The following is a 20750-nucleotide window of genomic DNA, read 5'->3' as shown; positions in this document are numbered from 1 at the left end:
GAAAAAAATTCAACATTTTTAAGAAAAAAACGTATATTTTTTATAAATGAACAAGGATATTTCAGTTTTTCGCAGAATTGGTAAAGTATAAAAAATTCTGTCATCTTAGTGAGGTGAGCATATTGAGTGTAATAAATTGTGAAGAAGTGAAACGAGATGAGTTTCATACAGAAAAGTACTATGACAGTTATAACATCTTTGGCGCACATATTGTGACGGAAGATGAGATGCGAGGTGTACGATTTACAGTATGGGCTCCTCATGCGAAAGCAATGAGTGTTGTTGGAGATTTTAATGAATGGGATTATGAGCAACATAAGATGCTGCAAGTGACAGAAGAGGGAATTTGGTCCCTATTTATACCGCATATAGAAGAAAGAGAAATATATAAATATGCGATTGAAACGATGGCTGGTGATGTCATTCTCAAGGCAGATCCGTATGCTGTGTATGCAGAAGTAAGACCGAATACGGCATCTGTAGTTTTTGATATAAAGGGATACGAATGGAATGATAAAAACTGGAGTCGTAAGAAAAAGAAAAAATCAGTTTATAAAGAAGCGATGACGGTTTATGAATTACATTTCGGTTCTTGGAAAAAGAAAGAAGATGGAACACTGTATTCTTACAGGGAAATGGCAGAAGAACTCATTCCTTATGTGGTAGAACATCAATTTACACATATTGAAATTATGCCGCTTGTTGAGCATCCATATGATCGTTCTTGGGGATATCAAGGAACGGGATATTATGCAGCAACGAGTAGATTCGGCACGCCACATGATTTGATGCATTTTGTCGATGAATGTCATAAATATGGAATCGGTGTCATTTTAGATTGGGTGCCGGGGCATTTTTGTAAAGATGCTCACGGTTTATATTTGTTTGATGGGACACCGACTTATGAATATAAAGATAAAGATGTGCAAGAAAATCCAGTATGGGGAACTGTCAATTTCGATTTAGGAAAGAGGGAAGTACGTAATTTCTTAATTTCAAATGCATTATTTTGGATGAGATATTTCCACATTGATGGTTTCAGAGTGGATGCAGTTGCAAACATGCTGTACTGGAATAAAGAAGGACAAGAGCAAAGTAATGAGCACGCTGTTTCATTTTTACGAGAGTTAAATGAAGCGGTGTTCGCAGAAGATGAAGATTTTCTTATGACAGCAGAAGACTCAACAGCTTGGCCACTTGTAACAGCCCCAACGTATGAAGGGGGACTTGGATTCAATTACAAATGGAATATGGGCTGGATGAATGATGTGCTGAAATATATGGAGTGTGCGCCTGAGTACAGGAAGTATATTCATGAGAAAATGACGTTCTCTTTAGTATATGCTTACTCTGAAAATTTCATATTACCGCTTTCTCATGATGAAGTCGTTCATGGGAAAAAGTCGTTATTAAATAAAATGCCAGGAGACTACTGGGATAAGTTTGCTCAACTTCGTTTATTATATGGATATTTCTTTACTCACCCAGGAAAGAAATTACTTTTCATGGGAGGAGAATTCGGGCAGTTTGATGAGTGGAAAGACCTTGAAGATTTAGATTGGAATTTACATGATTTTGAAATGCATCGTTATATGCATGATTACTTTAAAGAGCTCATAGCATTGTATAAGCGCTCTAAACCACTTTGGCAGCTTGATCATTCGCCTGAAGGATTTCAGTGGATAGATGCTAATAATCATGAGCAAAGTATTTTCTCATTTATTCGCCAAGGGGATAAACAAGAAGATGCGTTAGTTGTCGTATGTAATTTTACGAAAGCTACATATGAAAACTATAAAGTAGGTGTACCAGATTTCGAGTATTATAACGAGATTTTAAATAGTGATGCTGAGCAATATGGCGGGTCAGGGCAAGTAAATAAGAAACGTCTGAAAGCGATTCAAGAACCGTTTCATAATCAAGCAGCACATGTAGAAATTACAATTCCACCATTTGGCGTATCCATATTACGACCAGTGAAGACGAGAAAGGGGAGCAAAAAACAAGATGGCTCAAAAACAAAAGTGCGTAGCAATGTTACTAGCAGGGGGAAAAGGTAGTCGATTAAGTGCATTAACAAAAAATTTAGCCAAGCCAGCTGTTCCATTTGGTGGTAAATATCGCATTATTGATTTTACGCTAAGTAACTGCGCGAATTCTGGTATTGAAACGGTTGGGATTTTAACGCAATATCAACCACTAGAACTTCATAATTATATCGGAATTGGCAATGCGTGGGATTTAGACCGAGTAAGTGGTGGAGTCACAGTATTACCTCCTTATGCGGAGTCTTCAGGTGTGAAGTGGTACACAGGTACGGCAAGTGCCATTTATCAAAACTTAAACTATTTAAGTCAATATGAGCCAGAGTATGTTCTCATTTTATCAGGCGACCATATTTATAAAATGGATTACAGTAAAATGCTAGATTACCATATTGAGAAAGAAGCGGACGTTTCGATTTCTGTTATTGAAGTGCCTTGGGATGAGGCGAGTCGCTTTGGCATTATGAATACGAACGAAGAGATGGAGATTGTTGAATTTGAAGAGAAACCGCAATTTCCAAGAAGTAATCTTGCATCAATGGGAATTTATATTTTTAACTGGGCTATTTTGAAAGAGTATTTAGAAATGGATGCAAGAAATCCTGAATCTAGTAATGATTTCGGAAAAGATGTGCTTCCGCTTTTATTAGATGAAGGGAAGAAGTTGATGGCATATCCGTTTGAAGGATATTGGAAAGATGTTGGTACAGTGAAGAGCTTATGGGAAGCGAATATGGATTTACTGCGCGATGAAACATCACTGAATTTAAACGACCGTGACTGGCGTATTTATTCTGTTAATCCAAACGAACCGCCTCAATATATTGCTGAAAAGGCAAGAGTAGAAGAATCACTTATTAACGAAGGATGCGTCATCGAAGGGGACGTGAAGCATTCTGTATTATTCCAAGGGGTGACGGTGGAAGAAGGTAGTATGGTTATTGATTCTGTCGTTATGCCAGGAGCGAAGATTGGCAAAAATGTTGTGATTGAAAGGGCAATTGTTGGATCGGAAATGGTTATTGAAGATGGAACAATTATTCGTCCGGAAAAAAATGTTGACGATGTAGTACTCATTGCTGAAGGGAAATAGAAAAGGGGGATGAAATGAATGGGAGAAAAAATGTTAGGAATTATTAATGCAACGGGAAGTTTTCCTTCCTTAAAGAAAGTAACAGGGCATCGTTCACTAGCGGCGTTACCGTTTGGGGGCCGTTATCGACTCATTGATTTCATGCTTTCAAATATGGTGAATTCTAATATTCATAGTGTGGCAGTTTTTACAAGTCATAAAAACCGTTCACTAATGGATCACGTTGGTTCAGGCAAACAGTGGGATTTAGATAGAAAACGAGACGGACTGTTTTTATTCCCGCCAAATTGCCAATGTGATCAAGATGAATTTGGATCTTTTGCACATTTTAGAAGACATATTGATTATTTTCTAAGAAGCAGAGAAGAGTACGTCGTGATTACGAATAGCCATCTCGTAACAGCATTACATTTTCAAGCAGTGTTAGAGCGACATATACATACGGCAGCTGATATTACGGAAGTTTGCCATGAAGGGGTTTCGCTTCAAACATACGTGTTAAAGAAACAATTATTGTTAGATTTATTTGAGTCATATAAAGATGTGGAGCAATATAGCTTATTCGATGTAGTGAGAGAAAAGCGCGGAAAATCACTACATATTGCTACATATGAGCATACAGGATATGTAGCTATTATTGATTCGATTGAAAGTTACTATAAACATAGCTTAGAAATTTTGCAACCTGCTATTTGGAAGCAACTATTTAAGAAAGAAGCACCGATCTTTACGAAAGTAAAAGATGAACCACCAACTCGTTATGTAAAGGGTGCAGCTGTGAAAAATACAATGATTGCAAACGGCAGTATTATTGAAGGTGAAGTAGAAAATAGCGTTGTCTCCCGTTCTGTTAAAATTGGAAAAGGTTCAATTGTTCGTAATAGCATTATTATGCAAAAGAGCCAAATTGGAGATAATTGTATAATAGACGGTGTTATTATTGATAAAGATGTGAAAATTGGTGACGGTGTTGTTTTAAAAGGAACTGCCGATGAGCCATACGTTGTAGAAAAAGGAAGCATTCAAAACAGTACGATTAATAGTTATTCTTAAGAAATCAGTGGGGGTTTTTCCTCCACTGATTCAAGTTTTAATTTAAATGAAAACTCGAAGGGAGGAAGCTGCAAGGGAAGTAGTATAAGCTTTTCGTGCAGTGGGACAACAAGTGAATATTTTATTTGCAGTATCAGAATGTGTACCATTTGTTAAATCGGGAGGATTAGCTGATGTAGCAGGTGCGCTCCCAAAAGAGCTAAAAAAATTAGGTGTGGACGTTCGCATTATACTCCCGAATTATAGTCTTATTCCGCAAAAATTAAGGGATGGATGTACGCTACATAAAGTAATTAACGTCCCGCTTGGGTGGAGAAATCAATATTGTGGAATTTTAAAAGGTGAGCAAGACGGGATTACGTATTACTTAATAGATAATGAATATTATTTTAAGAGAGATTCTCTGTATGGTCATTATGATGACGGAGAGCGTTTTTCTTATTTCTCGAAAGCAGTATTAGAGTGTATCCCGCATCTTGATTTCGAAGTGGATGTTCTTCATAGCCACGATTGGCATACAGCTATGGTAAATTTCTTATTACGTGAAAAGTATCAAGATAACCCGTTATATGAGCATATTAAAACAGTATATACGATTCATAACTTGCAGTTCCAAGGTGTATTTCCTCCTGAAGTGATGTACGACTTGCTAGAACTTGGTGATGAATATTTTCATAGTGAGCAGTTAGAGTTTTATGGAAATGTGAACTTTATGAAGGGCGGTATTATCGCTTCTGATCAAATTACAGCGGTTAGCCCGACATACAAAGAGGAAATCCAATATGAGTTTTTCGGTGAGAAGTTAGATGGATTACTGCGAAAATATAATGGTAAGCTTAGCGGCATTGTAAATGGAATTGATACGAGCGTATATAATCCAGAAACGGATTCGTATATTACCGCTCAGTACGATGCAGAGTCATTATATGAAAAGAGTAAAAATAAACGCGCGTTGCAGCGTTATTTTGGTTTGCCGGAAAAAGAAGATACGCCGATTATTTCAATGGTAACGAGATTAACGAAGCAAAAAGGTCTTGATTTAGTACGTACTGTATTCCGTGAAATAATGGAAGAAGATGTACAATGTATTATTTTAGGATCAGGCGATTCTGAATATGAACAATTCTTTGAGTGGATGGCATATGAGTATCCTGAGAAGGTAAAAGTGTATATCGGCTTTAATGAGGAGTTAGCTCACCAAGTATATGCGGGAAGTGATTTATTCTTAATGCCATCACTGTTTGAACCGTGTGGCCTTGGACAACTTATCGCATTAGCGTATGGTACGATTCCAATTGTAAGGGAAACAGGCGGATTAAATGATACGGTACAATCTTATGATGAAGAAACTGGAGAAGGAAATGGTTTCAGTTTCACGAACTTTAATGCACATGACATGTTGCACACAGTTCGTCGTGCAATTGAATTTTATCATGATAAACCGGTATGGGATAGGCTTGTAAAACAAGCGATGACTGAAGATTATAGCTGGGAGAAATCAGCTCTTGCTTATAAGAAATTGTATAAAAGTCTCATGGAATAACATGTAGGTGGTGAAGAGATGTTTACTCATGTTGAAAGTTTCAAATCAGCTTTTCTAGAAAAGTTAGAGACGATGTATGGTAAAAGTTTCAAAGAATCTACAACTCGTGATCAATACAATACGCTTGGGTACATGGTACGTGAGTATATGAATAGTCAATGGATTGCAACGAATGAAAGTTATCGGTCTGGAGAGCGAAAGCAAATGTATTACTTATCCATTGAGTTTTTACTTGGACGTTTGCTTGGAAGTAACATATTAAATTTAGGCATCAAGGATGTATGTGAGCAAGGGCTTTCTGAGCTTGGAATTTCGTTGCAACAATTAGAAGAGGTGGAAGCAGATGCAGGTCTTGGAAATGGTGGACTTGGACGGTTAGCAGCCTGTTTCCTTGATTCACTTGCATCTTTAAACTTACCAGGTCATGGGTGCGGAATTCGTTACAAACACGGCTTATTTGATCAAAAAATTGTTGATGGTTATCAAGTTGAATTTCCAGAACAGTGGCTTCTTCATGAAAATGTATGGGAAGTAAGAAGGCATGATCAAGCTGTAGAAGTAAGTTATTTCGGCAATGTTGAAACGCTCTACATTGATGGGCGTTTAGAATTCAGGCATACAAATGCAGAAGTAATTATGGCCGTACCATATGACGTTCCAGTAGTAGGTTATGAGACGAGTACTGTAAATACACTTAGACTTTGGAATGCGGAACCAGTTCCTTTCCCACAAAATTGCAAAGATATTTTGAAATATAAGCGTGAAACAGAGGCGGTATCGGAGTTTTTATATCCAGATGATACGCATGATGAGGGGAAAATACTTCGTTTGAAACAACAGTATTTTCTCGTATCAGCAAGCTTGCAAAATATTGTTCGTATGCATAGAGAAAGATATGGTGACCTTCGTCAATTACATGAGAAAATTGCGATTCATATTAATGATACCCATCCAGTTTTGGCGATTCCAGAACTGATGCGTATTTTATTAGATGAAGAAAAACTAGCATGGGAAGAAGCTTGGCACATAACAACGCAAACGATTTCTTATACGAATCATACGACGTTATCAGAAGCTCTTGAAAAATGGCCAATTCACATTTTTAAACCGTTATTACCGAGAATTTATATGATTATTGAAGAGATCAATGAACGTTTCTGTCATGAGCTTTGGGAACGTTATCCGTATGAATGGCATCGCATTGAAGAGATGGCGATTATTGCGCATGATCTTGTGAAAATGGCTCATTTAGCAATTGTCGGTAGCCATAGCGTAAACGGTGTAGCAAAAATTCATACGGAGATTTTAAAACAACGTGAAATGCGATTGTTTTACGAGTTTTATCCAGATAAGTTTAATAATAAAACGAATGGAATCGCTCATAGACGTTGGTTAATGAAGGCGAATCCACAGCTGACAAACCTTATTTCAGAGGCGATTGGAACAGAGTGGAAGAAAGCACCGATTAAGCTTCAAGAGCTACAATTAGTTCAATACGATGCGAGTTTCCAAGAGAAATTTGCAGAGGTAAAACAAGAGCGTAAAGAGATTTTAGCAGAGCGTATTCATAATACAATGGGGATTACAATTGATCCTAATTCTATTTTTGATGTGCAAGTAAAAAGGCTACATGCTTACAAGCGACAATTATTAAATGTTCTTCATATTTTATATTTGTATAACCGTTTGAAAGAGGATGCTAGTTTTACATTTTATCCGCGTACTTTTATTTTTGGAGCGAAAGCATCACCTGGCTATTACTATGCGAAAAAAATTATTAAATTAATAAACGAACTTGCAAGGAAAGTGAATAACGATCCGTACGTAAGCCAATATATGAAAGTTATCTTTCTAGAAAACTATCGAGTGTCTGTAGCGGAAGATATATTCCCAGCGGCCGATGTAAGTGAACAAATTTCAACAGCGAGTAAAGAAGCATCCGGAACAGGCAATATGAAATTTATGATGAATGGTGCGATTACGCTCGGCACGTTAGACGGAGCGAATATTGAAATAAAAGATAGAGTCGGTGATGATAACTGTTTCATTTTCGGTTTAACGGCCGAAGAAGTTCTTCATTACTATCAAAATGGTGGATATCGTGCAAGTGATTATTATCACCACAATGGGCACATTAAGAAGGTAGTAGACCAGTTAACGAATGGTTTCTTCTCACATTCGGGAGCTGAATTTGAAGCAATTTACGATTCTCTTGTTATTCAAAATGATGAATATTTCGTTCTGCGAGATTTTGGCCCATATGCGGAAAAGCAAGAAGCTGTTGGTAGAGCTTATGAGAACCGAACGAAGTGGCTCGAAATGTCGATTTTAAATATTGCACAATCTGGTCATTTTGCGAGCGATCGAACGATTTTACAGTATAGTAATGAGATTTGGGGTATTGGTAATACAGTTACGCAAATTTAAAGAGATTGCTACGTTGGAAAAGATTATATGAAATTTATATCGGCGATTTTTAAGATATATCGGTTTACCGACAAAATTTAACACTAATAAATAAACCGAGCTTAAACTCATTAAGCTCGGTTTTCTTTTTTGCTTAAGAAAGAAAGGGGATCGCAGTATATATGATACCTGTTCCATCATATTCTCCTGTCGCAAAGTATGAAAATGTAAAGAAACCTGTAAACGTAAAAATTACAATGAGAAAAAGTGCAAAGATAAATTTTAGCATGTAAGGTCCCCTCATCCAAAAATAATTTCATATATTATTATATTATAAGGATATTTTATTTCCAATTGTTTACTGGTTAAAAATGAGAAGTCAGACATGTTTTGTATGTTGTCATGGCATGATTATTTGCAATCGATTTTGTGTTTTTTGTAAAAGTCATGTTGTGATGAACGTGTGCATATTCCCAGTCTTGGTCATTAAAATTTATGTTTCGAGGAGGAAGAAGTGGAACGACATCAAATAAATTGACGAAACGAAAGCTACTAGCTACTTGCAGTTTATAATAATTCCGAAAGGCGATATCTCCCACTTTTGGGGAGGCAAATGTATACAGACCGTACTGTGCGAAGGCAGTGTTTATACGCGCATCGAGTATATGTAGTGTAGCGAGCGCGCCGCCTAAACTATGACCTGTTGCAAGAAGTTTCTTATGGGCTGGTAATGATACGAGCATATCCATAATAGAATCTCGGCAAGATTCATAAATGGAAAGAAAGCCGTTATGGACATTTCCGCTATTTAAAGCATATGGATATGGTTTTTGGTTAACGAGTGAATCGATAATCCAGTCTGTATCTGTTTGTGTCCCGCGAAAAGCTACAATAACGGTATCCTCAGATTCTAGTATGAATCCGAACCATTCTGTCGTTTGAATGGTTTTTCCTTGAAAACCTTGTACATATTGAAAACCATCTGGTATTTCAAAAATCCCATTTTGTTTATATTGTTCATACGTTAACTCACAACAAGAAGCTAACAGTATGGCAGTATCTTTATCAAAGGATAAAGGAGTACGCATTAAGGGAGCCTCCTTAAGAAAAGGTATAGTTCAATATATGCAGTGAGGGACTTGATTCATTCTTTTAGAAAAAAACCTTGAAACTACAGTTACGTGAGGGAGTATGATTTTTGTAAACATACTGTTAGGAGGAGTGTAAGATAAGCAAAAGAGAAGGCTATTCAATTGGTGAGTTTTCAAGGAGAAGAAGTGTGGCTTAACGAAGTGATGGAGTATTATATGATTCGAAGTGGTTTGTATAGTCCACCTAAATAAAAAGAGCCCTATAAGGGCCCTATTTACTCTTTTCCATCTAATAAACGACCAAGTCCACCTAAAACGCTACCTTCACCAGTGCTTTGCGCTGCTGGGCTTGTCAGACGTGCTGCTAAGCGGCTAAGTGTTAAGGACTGAATCCAAACTGTTCCAGGTCCTTCTAACGTTGCGAAGAATAAACCTTCGCCGCCAAATAGAGCTGTTTTTACTTTTCCAACGAACTCGACATCGTAATTAACGTCTTTTGTCATGGCAACGAGACAACCTGTATCAATGCGAAGTTTTTCGCCATGCTTTAATTCACGTTTGTATACAGTTCCGCCTGCGTGCATGAAAGCAAGTCCATCACCTTCAAGTTTTTGCATGATGAAACCTTCACCACCGAAGAAACCAGTTCCTATTTTTTTCGTAAACTCAATGCCGATAGAAACGCCTTTTGCGGCACAAAGAAACGCATCTTTTTGACAAACTACTTTCCCTTGATATTCTGTTAAATCTACAGGAATAATTTTACCCGGATAAGGAGCAGCAAAGGATACGTGACGCTTGCCGTGACCTGTATTTGTAAATACAGTCATAAACATGCTTTCCCCTGTAACGAGACGCTTACCAGCGCCCATTAATTTTCCGAATAAACCTCCAGATGGGCCAGAACCATCACCGAAGATTGTTTCCATTTCGATGTAATCTTCCATCATCATCATTGCGCCAGCTTCTGCAATAACGCTTTCTTCTGGGTCTAACTCAATTTCAACAAACTGCATATCATCGCCGTATAATTTATACTCGATTTCATGTGCTCTCATTTTTTCACCTCGTATGTAATAGATACTTATATTGTACAGAATTTAACAGGATTAGAATACTTTAGTTTTGTTAATTTTTAAATAAAGTGGGAGCATCCAAAACGGATTAGCAGTTCCCGCCAATCAAGCTGCCCGTAAATGGCGGGATAAAATATGAATATGGAAATTCAACACTATATTAAAATCATAAAAAAATGGTGGAATGAAAGTGTTCTCATTTGACGTTTTGGATATAGCGTGATATAGTGAAATCACTATTGAGCTACATAATGTGGTACGGAAATAAAGCACGTTGAATTAAAGGCTGTAAGCTTGTTATACATTCATGTCCTTTATATCCACCTTTTCATGTGGATTCATAGTTTCATTTTTATTTAGGAGGTACATGACATGCAAACAGGTAAAGTTAAATGGTTCAACAGCGAAAAAGGTTTCGGTTTCATCGAAGTTGAAGGTGGAGACGATGTATTCGTTCACTTCTCAGCTATCCAAGGTGACGGATTCAAAACTTTAGAAGAAGGTCAAGAAGTTTCTTTCGAAATCGTTGAAGGTAACCGTGGACCACAAGCTGCTAACGTTACAAAAAACTAATTAGCTAGCGATAAAAAGCATTCCGATTTTCGGAATGCTTTTTTTTATTCTTTGGAACTCGATTCATTTGAAGATAATTCGCCCTTAAAGGTACGCTCTTCAAAGTCATCAAGCATTTGTTCATATTCTTCATGCTCTTCCGTAGCGAAAACTTGCAGATTTTTCCCATGCATATCCGTACCGATAAAGTTTTCGAAATCCTCTACGTAGCCTACGTTTTCTTCGCTATTTACGTACATGCCATTATAGTTTTTCGAATCTTGTCTTTCTAAATCAGATGGTGTTTCAGATGTTCCGTAATTAGCAACATCTTGCCATGCATCTTCTGCATCGTATTCAACAGAACGATCTTCGTCATGTTTGTGAAAAGAAGGAGACAGCACTTCTTCTTCAACTGGTCGCGTATTCATATTTAACTTATTTGTCGCGTGCTGGATGCATGTTGTAGCAGTCGGCATTGCTTCTAATCTTTCAAATGGAATTTCTTCGCCAGACACTTCGCAAATGCCGTACGTACCCGCTTCTATTTTTTGTAAGGCGTGTTTCGTGTCCTCAAGCTGTTTATGCCAAAGTTCAATAAGCCCGAAGTCTTTTTCACGTTCATATAGCTCTGTTGCCATATCAGCTGGATGGTTATCATAGCTAGATAATTCTCCAACAGATTCACGTTCAGATGCACGATCTTCATTTTCGTGTGTTTGTATCGTTTGCTCTAGTTCTTGTTTTTGTTTTTCTAAAACGGATTTAAATTGATTTATTTGTTGTGGAGTTAACATAGTCGTCCACCTTCCTACAATTCAGTTTCTTTACATAGTATGAGCGTTGCGAGTAGGAATTATGAGCTGAAATTGGTATATGAAAAAGGAGCCGCATTAGCAGCTCCTTTTAAAGGAAATATCCAAGTAATAATCCGATTCCCATGAGGAGACCGAAGATTGTATTTGTTTTTGCTGTTGCTATCATCGCAGGTACCATTTCCATTGGAATGCTTTTGCCGATAAAGCCTTTCGTCGCTTTAAATGCTTTCGGTGCACTTAAAAATACGATCAGCATCCATGGTGATACGATGCCCACGATAATTAAAGCAATTGTCCAAATATAGGAAACGATGAACATAGAAGCAAGTACACCAACAGCTCGCTCGCGTCCAACGAGAATGGCTAACGTTTTACGACCGTTTTCTTTATCGCCATCTAAGTCACGGATGTTATTAGCTAGTAAAATGGCACCAATTAAAATGGAGCTTGGAATAGATAGTAAAACGACTTCTGATGTTACAGTTCCAGTTTGAATAAAGAATGAAATCCCGATAATAATGACACCCATAAATAATCCGGCTGTTAACTCTCCAAATGGTGTATATGCAATTGGAAGTGGACCGCCTGTATAAAGGTAAGCAACGGCCATACAAACAAGACCGATTGCAGCAAGCCACCAGCTAGAATTCATACAAATATAAACACCTAATAGTATTGCGATGCCGAAAAATCCAAATGCTAAGTTAAGCACTGTTTTTGGCTGAATGCCATCGCGAACGATAGCGCCGCCGATACCGACTGAACCTTCGTGATCAAGTCCTCTTTTATAATCAAAGTATTCATTAAACATGTTTGTTGCTGCCTGAATGAGAAGACAAGCAAGAAGCATTATAAGGAAAAGAGGGAGATGTATTTGATTTATACCTCCGACCTGCATTGCATAGGCTGTTCCGATGAAAACAGGAACGAAAGCTGCTGTTAATGTATGGGGACGTAGTAAACTCCACCAAATGCGCCAGCCTGTTTGCTTGCTTGGCTTTGGCGCCGTAGGAGAGGAATTCGTTTCGACGTTCATTTCCATGTTGAATCCTCCTTTGGTCACATATTGTACACAACTAAGTGTAGAAAAAGCATCATTTAGTGTCAACGTTTATTTTCTAGGAAGAGAAGGTGAATTTCTCAGAAATGCTAAACGTTGACAGGCCTTTCGTTTGAGGTGTATCTTAAAATCAAGCGTAATTATGACTATTTTTCGCCCATAGGGGGGAGACAATTGTGATTCAAACGAAACAAAAAGGCTTGCAGGAAGTTCTAAGTGCAGCCATTAAGCATGCAACTGATGAAAAAATATTGGTTAGTTTTGTAAAAAAAATAGACTGGATGGATCCACTTCTGTTTTATGCAGCAGGAAAAAGGATCTCATTCGAAAATAGATGTTATTTTGCAGACCCAGCTCAGCATGTAATATTTGCTGGAATTGGTTCTGTTTTCACTATAGCAACTGCTTCTCACAAACGCTTTCAAACTGCTCGTGACGAGTGGGATAAAGTAAAAGAGAAAGCATTTGTACAAAGAGAAAGATACGAATTTGGAACAGGTCCTCTTTTATTTGGTGGATTTTCATTTGACCAAGAAAAAGAGAAAACAGATTTATGGAAAGAATTTGATGATACGACATTTTCACTACCGGCATTTTTATTAACTGTAAAAAATGAAAAAGCATGGTTAACAATGAATACATTCGTTTCAGCAACAGATTGTGCAGAAACTCTTTATAACGAAATTGTTTCTTTAGAAGAGAAAATTTTTGAGGAGAGTAAATGTGCACTAGAAGGATCGAAATTAACAGTTACTTCTAAAGTAGAAGTGGATCCGAAAGGCTGGATGAAGTCCATTGAGAAAGTGCAAGATGAGATGAAGCAGGGGAACGTGCAGAAGGTTGTATTAGCGAGGGAGCTAAAAGTAGAGATGGATCATCATATTGATTCTGCGCTTGTTTTAGAAGCACTTCGCATTGGGCAACCAGATTGTTACGTATTTTCTTTTGATTATAAAGGAGCATGCTTCTTAGGAGCGACGCCAGAGAGATTAATTCGTAAAGAAGATGAGAAGTTTACTTCAATGTGTCTTGCTGGTTCAACTGGTCATGGTCAATCTATAGAAGAAAGTAAGCGAAATAGTGATGCGCTTCTTCATGATGAAAAGAATTTAGCTGAACACGGTTATGTTGTGAACATGATCAGGTCGGTATTAAATGAGCACTGCGAATCCGTTAATATTCCGGAGAGTCCCGGTCTATTAACAACGAAAAACTTAATTCATTTATATACGCCTGTAGAGGCAAAAGGCGACGCGAGTCTTTTAACGATGGTAGAAGAATTACATCCAACACCAGCTCTTGGCGGGACACCTCGTTTAGAAGCGATGAAACTAATTCGTGATGTTGAATTGTTAGACAGAGGATTATATGGTGCACCGATTGGCTGGATAGATGATGAAGGAAATGGTGAATTTGCGGTTGCACTTCGCTGCGGATTATTAAATGGAGAGAAAGCATCCTTATTTGCCGGTTGCGGGATTGTAATTGATTCAGTACCGCAACTTGAATATGAAGAAACAAGTTTGAAGTTTAGACCGATGCTTGGTGCTTTGGAGGAATTAATGAAATGAACAATCATATAGAAGCATTATCATATTATTTAGGCGCGTTCGTGGATGAACTGACGCGTCTAAATGTATGTGATGTTGTCATTAGTCCAGGCTCACGGTCAACGCCGATTGCTCTACTAATGGAACAACATGAAGGAATGAACACATATTTACATGTAGATGAAAGATCTGCAGGATTTTTTGCGCTCGGTATTGCAAAAGCGAAAAAACGTCCTGTTGCATTATTATGTACGTCAGGAACGGCTGCAGCGAACTACTATCCAGCTGTATGTGAAGCTTTTCATTCGCGAGTGCCGCTTATCGTCTTAACGGCAGATAGACCGCATGAATTAAGAGATGTCGGTGCACCACAAGCGATGAATCAAATTAATTTATACGGCACGTTTGTGAAGCAATTTACAGAGATGGCACTTCCAGAAGCGAATGAGGCGATGTATCATTACGCTCGCATGACAACGCAGCGCACGATAGCAAGCGCGCTTTTAGCACCGCAAGGACCTGTTCATCTTAATTTTCCGGTTCGCGAACCGCTCATCCCGGACTTCTCATTAGAAAGTTTATGGGATAAAGGACGCGGAGAATATACAGGAGTAGTTCAGCGAGGGAACGCGGTGATGCCGAGTGAATATGTAGATTCTCTTGTAGGGCGCCTTTCACATATGGAAAAGGGGCTTATTATTTGTGGAGATGATAGTCATTCAGAAATCGCAACGTTTGCAACGCAACTAGCTGAAAAAACGGGATATCCAATATTAGCGGATCCACTTTCTAACATTCGTAGTGGACACCACGATAAAACGATGGTAATCGACTGTTACGATACATTTTTACGAAATGAGCTGTTAAAAGAAACGTGGAAGCCGGAAGTTATAATTCGCTTCGGTGGTATGCCTGTTTCGAAAGCATTAACGCAGTTCATTAAAAAACAGACGAAAGCTGTTCATATCGTTGTTGACGAATCAGGACAATGGAGAGATCCAGCTCTCGTTGCAACAGAAGTTGTCCAAGCGAGTGATATTGCATTTTGCAGTGCACTAATAGAAAAAATGCCAGTTATGAAAAAGAATGATTGGTCCCAAATGTGGCAACATATAAACGAAAAAACGAAGGAAACACTTCGTGAAATGGAAACATATGATACGGCATTTGAAGGAAGAGTCATTACAGATATTGTCCGCGTATTACCAGAAGGGGCAACGTTATTTGCAAGTAATAGTATGCCAATTCGTGATACAGATTCTTTCTTCTTCACATCGGATAAAGACATTCAAGTAATGGCAAATCGCGGTGTAAATGGGATTGATGGAATCATTTCGACAGCTTTAGGAGCGAGCATGATTTGCAATCCGCTCGTATTAGTGATTGGTGATTTATCATTCTATCACGATTTAAATGGACTACTAGCCGCAAAATTACATGAATTAAACATAACGATTGTCGTTGTAAATAATGACGGTGGTGGTATTTTCTCATTCTTACCACAATATGAGAAAAAGGAACATTTCGAATCATTATTTGGAACTCCAATTGGGCTTGATTATGAGCATGTTGTTACAATGTACGGTGGTTCATTTAGCCGTGTAAATGGCTGGGAGCAGTTCCGAGAAGAAGTACAAAAAGGTGCAACGAAAGAAGGTTTACACGTTGTAGAAATTTGTACGAACCGTGATGAAAACTTAACATTGCACCGTACGTTATGGGCAAAAACACAGGACGTCATTACTACATCGTTGCAAGGTGAATCAAAATGAACGTAACGCTGCAAGGTGTATCGTATGAATATGAAGTAGTCGGAAGCGGAGAACCACTTCTACTTCTTCATGGTTTTACGGGAAGTATGGAAACGTGGCGTTCCTTCATTCCTTCTTGGAGCGAGCAGTTTCAAGTCATTTTAGTAGACATTGTTGGGCACGGAAAAACGGAAAGCCCTGAAGATGTGACGCATTATAATATTCGAAATGTAGCGTTGCAAATGAAAGAACTACTAGATTATCTTCATATTGAAAAAGCGCATATACTTGGCTATTCAATGGGCGGTAGACTGGCGATTACGATGGCGTGTCTATATCCAGAATATGTACGTTCTCTTTTATTAGAAAATTGTACAGCTGGGCTTGAAAGTGAAGATGAGCGAAAAGAACGCTGTGAAAAAGATGAGCGACTTGCTCAGAAAATTGAGCGAGAAGGCATCGAAAGTTTTGTATCGATGTGGGAAAGTATTCCGCTGTTTGAAACGCAAAAACGTTTAGCACAAAACGTACAAGAAGCAGTACGAAAAGAGCGACTTGCTAACAATCCAAAAGGGCTTGCAAATAGCTTGCGCGGCATGGGAACAGGGGCTCAGCCTTCATGGTGGAATGAGCTGAAAAACTTAAAAATGCCTGTTCTTTTAATGAACGGTGAGCATGATGAAAAGTTCTTTCGTATATTAAAAAATATCGAAAAATGCGTCTCTGACGCGAAATTTGTCAAAATTGATGGTGCTGGCCATGCAATTCATGTGGAACAACCGGAAAAGTTTGATACAATAGTAAAGGGATTTCTAAAAACTATGCAGTGATGCTTTTTTCAGTTAAGAATGAAGTTACACTTATAGAGGAGATCAGAAATATACAAGGAGGTAGTTGTAATGGCTATTGAATGGGTAAAAGAAGGCAATTACGAAGATATTATTTATTCAACATACAATGGTATCGCAAAGATTTCGATTAACCGCCCTGAAGTACATAACGCATTCCGTCCTAAAACGGTAATGGAGTTAATCGACGCTTTTGCACATGCTCGTGATGATGCAAATGTTGGCGTTATCATTTTAACAGGTGAAGGTGGACGTGCATTCTGTTCTGGCGGCGACCAAAAAGTTCGCGGTCATGGTGGATATGTAGGTGACGACCAAATCCCTCGTTTAAATGTATTAGACTTACAACGTCTAATTCGCGCAATTCCTAAACCAGTTATCGCAATGGTAGCAGGTTATGCAATCGGTGGTGGGCACGTACTTCATATCGTATGTGACTTAACAATTGCTGCAGACAACGCTGTATTCGGACAAACAGGTCCTAAAGTAGGAAGCTTTGACGGTGGATACGGAGCTGGTTACTTAGCTCGTATGGTAGGCCACAAGAAAGCTCGCGAAATTTGGTACCTATGCCGTCAATACAACGCGCAAGAAGCGCTTGATATGGGCTTAGTAAATACAGTAGTACCATTAGAACAACTTGAAGCAGAAACAGTACAATGGGCAGAAGAAATTTTAGCAAACAGCCCAATGGCACTTCGTTTCCTAAAAGCTGCATTCAACGCAGATACAGACGGTCTAGCTGGTATTCAACAACTAGCTGGAGATGCAACGTTATTGTACTACACAACTGACGAAGCAAAAGAAGGTCGCGACGCATTCAAAGAAAAACGCAGTCCGGACTTCGGTCAATTCCCTCGTTTCCCGTGATCAAACCAAAAGCGGAAGCGGCTCGCTTAGAACAAGAGGGCGTTGGAACTCCTGACATAGAGGCGCTGTTTGCCTCGTAGGAAGGCGTGAAACGACCGACTGTTCTAGCCGCTGTAGCTGGATGCTTTAAAAGCGGAGCCGACTGTTTAGCCCCGTTGGATAAGATCAAACCGGAAACAAAACAACTAAGAGACTTGATGTCATATCAAGTCTCTTTCTTTCATGAAAGGAGAATGAATGATGGAGACGATGCCAAATTGGTTAATGCAACGTGCATTTTTAACACCAGATCGCACTGCAATTGAAATAGAGGAAGAGAAAGTTACTTTTATGCAGCTACATGAAAAAGTAGTATCTGTTTGTGGACACCTCACGCATGTAGGAGTGAAGCGTGGGCAAAAGGTGGCTGTTCTGATGAAAAATGGTATGGAGATGATTACAGTTATTCACGCCCTATCGTACGTAGGTGCAGTAGCTGTGCTTTTAAATACGCGTCTTTCAAGAGAAGAGCTACTTTGGCAAATGCATGATGCTGAAGTTATTTGTTTAGTGACGGATCAAGATTTTGAGGCTAAAGATATTCCTGTCTATTCATTCACTGACATAATGAATGGACCAAAAGAGGAAGCCTCTATACAAGAAGAGTTCTCTTTAGAAGAAGCGATGACGATTATTTATACGTCTGGGACGACAGGCAAACCGAAAGGCGTTATTTTAACGTACGGCAATCATTGGGCAAGCGCGGTTGGCTCTTCGCTTAATTTAGGACTTCGTGATGATGATTGCTGGTTAGCTTGTATGCCGATGTTCCACGTTGGCGGGCTATCTCTTTTAATGAAAAACATTATGTACGGTATGCGCATTTTACTCGTTCCGAAATATGATGCGGATTTTATTCATAAAGCACTTCAAACGAGAGGCGTAACGATTATTTCTGTCGTTTCTAAAATGTTAACTGATTTATTAGAGAGACTAGGAGGAGAGACATATCCATCTTCTTTACGATGTATGTTACTTGGAGGAGGACCAGCGCCGAAACCACTATTAGAAGCGTGTGTAGAAAAAGGAATTCCTGTATATCAAACGTACGGTATGACAGAAACGTCGTCTCAAATTTGTACGTTATCCGCAGATTACATGTTAACGAAAGTAGGATCAGCTGGAAAACCACTATTTCAGTGCCAACTGCGTATTGAAAAAGATGGCGTAGTAGTACCGCCGTTAGTAGAAGGCGAAATCGTAGTAAAAGGACCAAATGTAACAGGCGGTTACTTTAACCGTGAAGATGCGACGCGCGAAACTATTCAAAACGGATGGCTTCATACTGGTGACCTCGGTTATTTAGATGAAGAAGGATTTTTATACGTATTAGATCGACGCAGTGATTTAATCATTTCTGGCGGAGAGAATATATATCCGGCTCAAATTGAAGAAGTGTTGCTTTCTCATCCGATGGTAGCGGAAGCTGGTGTTGTCGGCATGACTGATGATAAATGGGGACAAGTACCCGCTGCTTTTGTTGTAAAAAGTGGAGAGATAACAGAAGAAGAAATTCTTCATTTTTGCGAGGAGAAATTAGCGAAATATAAAGTGCCGAAAAAAGCGTGGTTCTTAGAGGAATTACCACGAAATGCTTCGAAAAAATTGTTAAGACGAGAGTTAAGACAATTAGTGGAGGAGATGTAAGTGGAGATAAAAAAAGCGACACTTCATATAACGGAAATGCCACTCGTCATCCCGTTTGCTGCAAGCTACGGAACGTATGAAAAGCGTGAGAGTATCGTCATTGAATTAGAAGATGAGGACGGGTACATTGGATTTGGCGAAGTTGTTGCGTTTTCTGAACCGTGGTATACGGAAGAAACAGTGAAGACGGCGCTGCATGTACTGCAAGACTTTTTATTACCGGATTTATTAAAGGCTGAAATTTCTCATCCGAATGAAGTGCCAAGTTTGTTCCAGCATATAAAAAGAAACCGAATGGCAAAGGCGGGAATTGAAGGGGCTGTTTGGAATTTATATGCGAAGCGTCAAAACAAATCGTTAGCGACAGTGCTTGGCGGAACGAAGGCTGAAATTGAAGTCGGTGTTGTGATTGGTATCAATACAATTCCGGTTATGTTAAAACAAATCGAGAAGTATGCAGAAGAAGGATACGAGCGTTTTAAAGTGAAAATAAAGCCAGAGCATGATTATGAATTATTGAAAGAGATTCGTAAAGAGTTCCCGCACATCCCGTTAATGGCTGATGCAAATTCAGCCTATACATTAGCGGATACGGAGAAATTGAAACGATTAGATGAATTTCAATTGATGATGATTGAGCAACCGCTAGCGGATTACGATTTTCTTGATCATGCACAGCTGCAGAAGAAGATTGAAACGCCGATTTGTTTAGACGAAAGTATCCATAGTGTAGAAGACGCACGCGTTGCGATTACGCTTGGCAGTTGCCGCATCGTTAATATTAAACCAGGGCGAGTGGGCGGATTAACCGAATCGATTCAAATTCATAATTATTGTATGGAACATAACATACCCGTTTGGTGCGGAGGTATGGTGGAGATGGGAATTTCACGAGCGCAAAATGTTGCGCTTGCCTCATTGCCGAACTTTACGATTCCAGGAGATATATCCGCTTCTAGTAGACATTGGGAGAAGGATATTATTTCACCAGAAGTGACGCTTGAGGGAGGGAAAGTGATTGTACCGCAAAGCGTTGATACTGAGTATGAAGTAGACCACGGAAGGTTGGCTGAAATTACGAAGCAGCGAATTGTTTTGGAGCGGTAGGTTGCGTCTTTCAAATAGCGGGCGAATTTCGTCGTTAATTGTCGGTAAGTCGATATATTTCAATAATCGCTGATATAATTCAGGTTGTGGTCGATATATTGGTTCCGTCAAGAAGTCTGTGTAATTTGATAAGGCCCAATACATTGGTTTATCCAGTATGAATTTATAATGATTTGGTATGTGAAAAGTGAAGCTAGCTTC

Annotated in this window: 17 protein-coding genes; 12 read left to right on the top strand and 5 right to left on the bottom strand. The window is 38.9% G+C overall.

Annotated elements, in window-relative coordinates; all coding sequences use genetic code 11:
• The first annotated feature begins 122 nt into the window (after positions 1-122).
• The 5 genes from glgB (at position 123) to glgP (ending at position 8161) form a co-directional block, all read left to right on the top strand.
• A complete protein-coding gene (gene glgB, locus ACTFSI_RS27070) occupies positions 123-2060 on the top strand; it encodes a 1,4-alpha-glucan branching protein GlgB (protein WP_138320862.1) in 1938 nt (645 codons plus the stop codon).
• Complete coding sequence (gene glgC, locus ACTFSI_RS27065) at positions 2008-3138, top strand: glucose-1-phosphate adenylyltransferase (RefSeq protein ID WP_000057612.1); 1131 nt, start codon at positions 2008-2010, stop codon at positions 3136-3138. Before glgB ends, glgC begins: the two co-directional genes overlap by 53 nt.
• An 18-nt stretch (positions 3139-3156) precedes the next feature.
• Entirely contained in the window at positions 3157-4191 is a 1035-nt protein-coding gene (gene glgD, locus ACTFSI_RS27060; RefSeq protein WP_000504147.1) for a glucose-1-phosphate adenylyltransferase subunit GlgD, read from the top strand.
• 112 nt (positions 4192-4303) lie between these two features.
• Positions 4304-5734: a glycogen synthase GlgA gene (gene glgA, locus ACTFSI_RS27055; RefSeq protein ID WP_138320864.1), complete on the top strand. Its 1431-nt coding sequence runs from the start codon at positions 4304-4306 to the stop codon at positions 5732-5734.
• 18 nt (positions 5735-5752) lie between these two features.
• Positions 5753-8161 (top strand): glycogen phosphorylase, encoded by a 2409-nt coding sequence (gene glgP / locus ACTFSI_RS27050; RefSeq protein ID WP_000494091.1) that lies wholly within the window; start codon positions 5753-5755, stop codon positions 8159-8161.
• A 133-nt stretch (positions 8162-8294) separates the two neighbouring features.
• Here glgP and ACTFSI_RS27045 read toward each other — a convergent pair whose 3' ends face one another.
• The 3 genes from ACTFSI_RS27045 to ACTFSI_RS27035 form a co-directional block, all read right to left on the bottom strand.
• Positions 8295-8429, bottom strand: coding sequence for a hypothetical protein (locus ACTFSI_RS27045; RefSeq protein ID WP_000911070.1), 135 nt, complete (start codon positions 8427-8429; stop codon positions 8295-8297).
• 76 nt (positions 8430-8505) lie between these two features.
• Positions 8506-9228, bottom strand: coding sequence for a lipase family protein (locus ACTFSI_RS27040; RefSeq protein WP_001260122.1), 723 nt, complete (start codon positions 9226-9228; stop codon positions 8506-8508).
• Between the two features lie 278 nt (positions 9229-9506).
• The gene (locus ACTFSI_RS27035; RefSeq protein ID WP_001201256.1) at positions 9507-10289 is read right to left on the bottom strand and encodes a TIGR00266 family protein; all 783 of its coding nucleotides are present in this window, start codon (positions 10287-10289) and stop codon (positions 9507-9509) included.
• Positions 10290-10679: 390 nt separating this feature from the next.
• Here ACTFSI_RS27035 and cspD point away from each other — a divergent pair, with 390 nt between their 5' ends.
• Positions 10680-10880 (top strand): cold-shock protein CspD, encoded by a 201-nt coding sequence (gene cspD / locus ACTFSI_RS27030; protein ID WP_001193054.1) that lies wholly within the window; start codon positions 10680-10682, stop codon positions 10878-10880.
• A gap of 44 nt (positions 10881-10924) precedes the next feature.
• Here the strand turns inward: cspD and ACTFSI_RS27025 are convergent, their stop codons facing one another.
• Together ACTFSI_RS27025 and ACTFSI_RS27020 are read right to left on the bottom strand one after the other, a co-directional pair.
• Entirely contained in the window at positions 10925-11656 is a 732-nt protein-coding gene (locus ACTFSI_RS27025; protein ID WP_046199488.1) for a yteA family sporulation protein, read from the bottom strand.
• A gap of 109 nt (positions 11657-11765) precedes the next feature.
• Complete coding sequence (locus tag ACTFSI_RS27020; RefSeq protein ID WP_000425747.1) at positions 11766-12719, bottom strand: 1,4-dihydroxy-2-naphthoate polyprenyltransferase; 954 nt, start codon at positions 12717-12719, stop codon at positions 11766-11768.
• A 194-nt stretch (positions 12720-12913) separates the two neighbouring features.
• Between ACTFSI_RS27020 and ACTFSI_RS27015 the strand changes: the two genes are divergently transcribed.
• The 6 genes from ACTFSI_RS27015 to menC all read left to right on the top strand — a co-directional run bounded on the left by ACTFSI_RS27015 (position 12914) and on the right by menC (position 20549).
• Entirely contained in the window at positions 12914-14308 is a 1395-nt protein-coding gene (locus tag ACTFSI_RS27015) for an isochorismate synthase (protein WP_044793638.1), read from the top strand.
• Positions 14305-16059, top strand: a complete 1755-nt coding sequence (menD, locus tag ACTFSI_RS27010) for a 2-succinyl-5-enolpyruvyl-6-hydroxy-3-cyclohexene-1-carboxylic-acid synthase (protein ID WP_440045769.1) — start codon at positions 14305-14307, stop codon at positions 16057-16059. Before ACTFSI_RS27015 ends, menD begins: the two co-directional genes overlap by 4 nt.
• Entirely contained in the window at positions 16056-16868 is an 813-nt protein-coding gene (gene menH, locus ACTFSI_RS27005; RefSeq protein WP_270364232.1) for a 2-succinyl-6-hydroxy-2,4-cyclohexadiene-1-carboxylate synthase, read from the top strand. Before menD ends, menH begins: the two co-directional genes overlap by 4 nt.
• A 69-nt stretch (positions 16869-16937) precedes the next feature.
• Positions 16938-17756 carry a 1,4-dihydroxy-2-naphthoyl-CoA synthase gene (gene menB / locus ACTFSI_RS27000; RefSeq protein ID WP_000963875.1) on the top strand — a complete coding sequence of 273 codons (819 nt, stop codon included), beginning with the start codon at positions 16938-16940 and terminating at the stop codon, positions 17754-17756.
• Positions 17757-17996: 240 nt separating this feature from the next.
• Positions 17997-19442 carry an o-succinylbenzoate--CoA ligase gene (locus ACTFSI_RS26995; protein ID WP_440045768.1) on the top strand — a complete coding sequence of 482 codons (1446 nt, stop codon included), beginning with the start codon at positions 17997-17999 and terminating at the stop codon, positions 19440-19442.
• Positions 19443-20549 carry an o-succinylbenzoate synthase gene (gene menC, locus ACTFSI_RS26990; RefSeq protein WP_440045767.1) on the top strand — a complete coding sequence of 369 codons (1107 nt, stop codon included), beginning with the start codon at positions 19443-19445 and terminating at the stop codon, positions 20547-20549.
• Positions 20550-20750 lie beyond the last annotated feature (201 nt).

It is taken from the genome of Bacillus cereus group sp. MYBK101-2 (assembly GCF_051918845.1).
GTDB lineage: Bacteria > Bacillota > Bacilli > Bacillales > Bacillaceae_G > Bacillus_A > Bacillus_A paranthracis.
The sequence above is the reverse complement of the archived record's forward strand: the minus strand, read 5'-3'. Positions and strand labels throughout refer to the sequence as shown.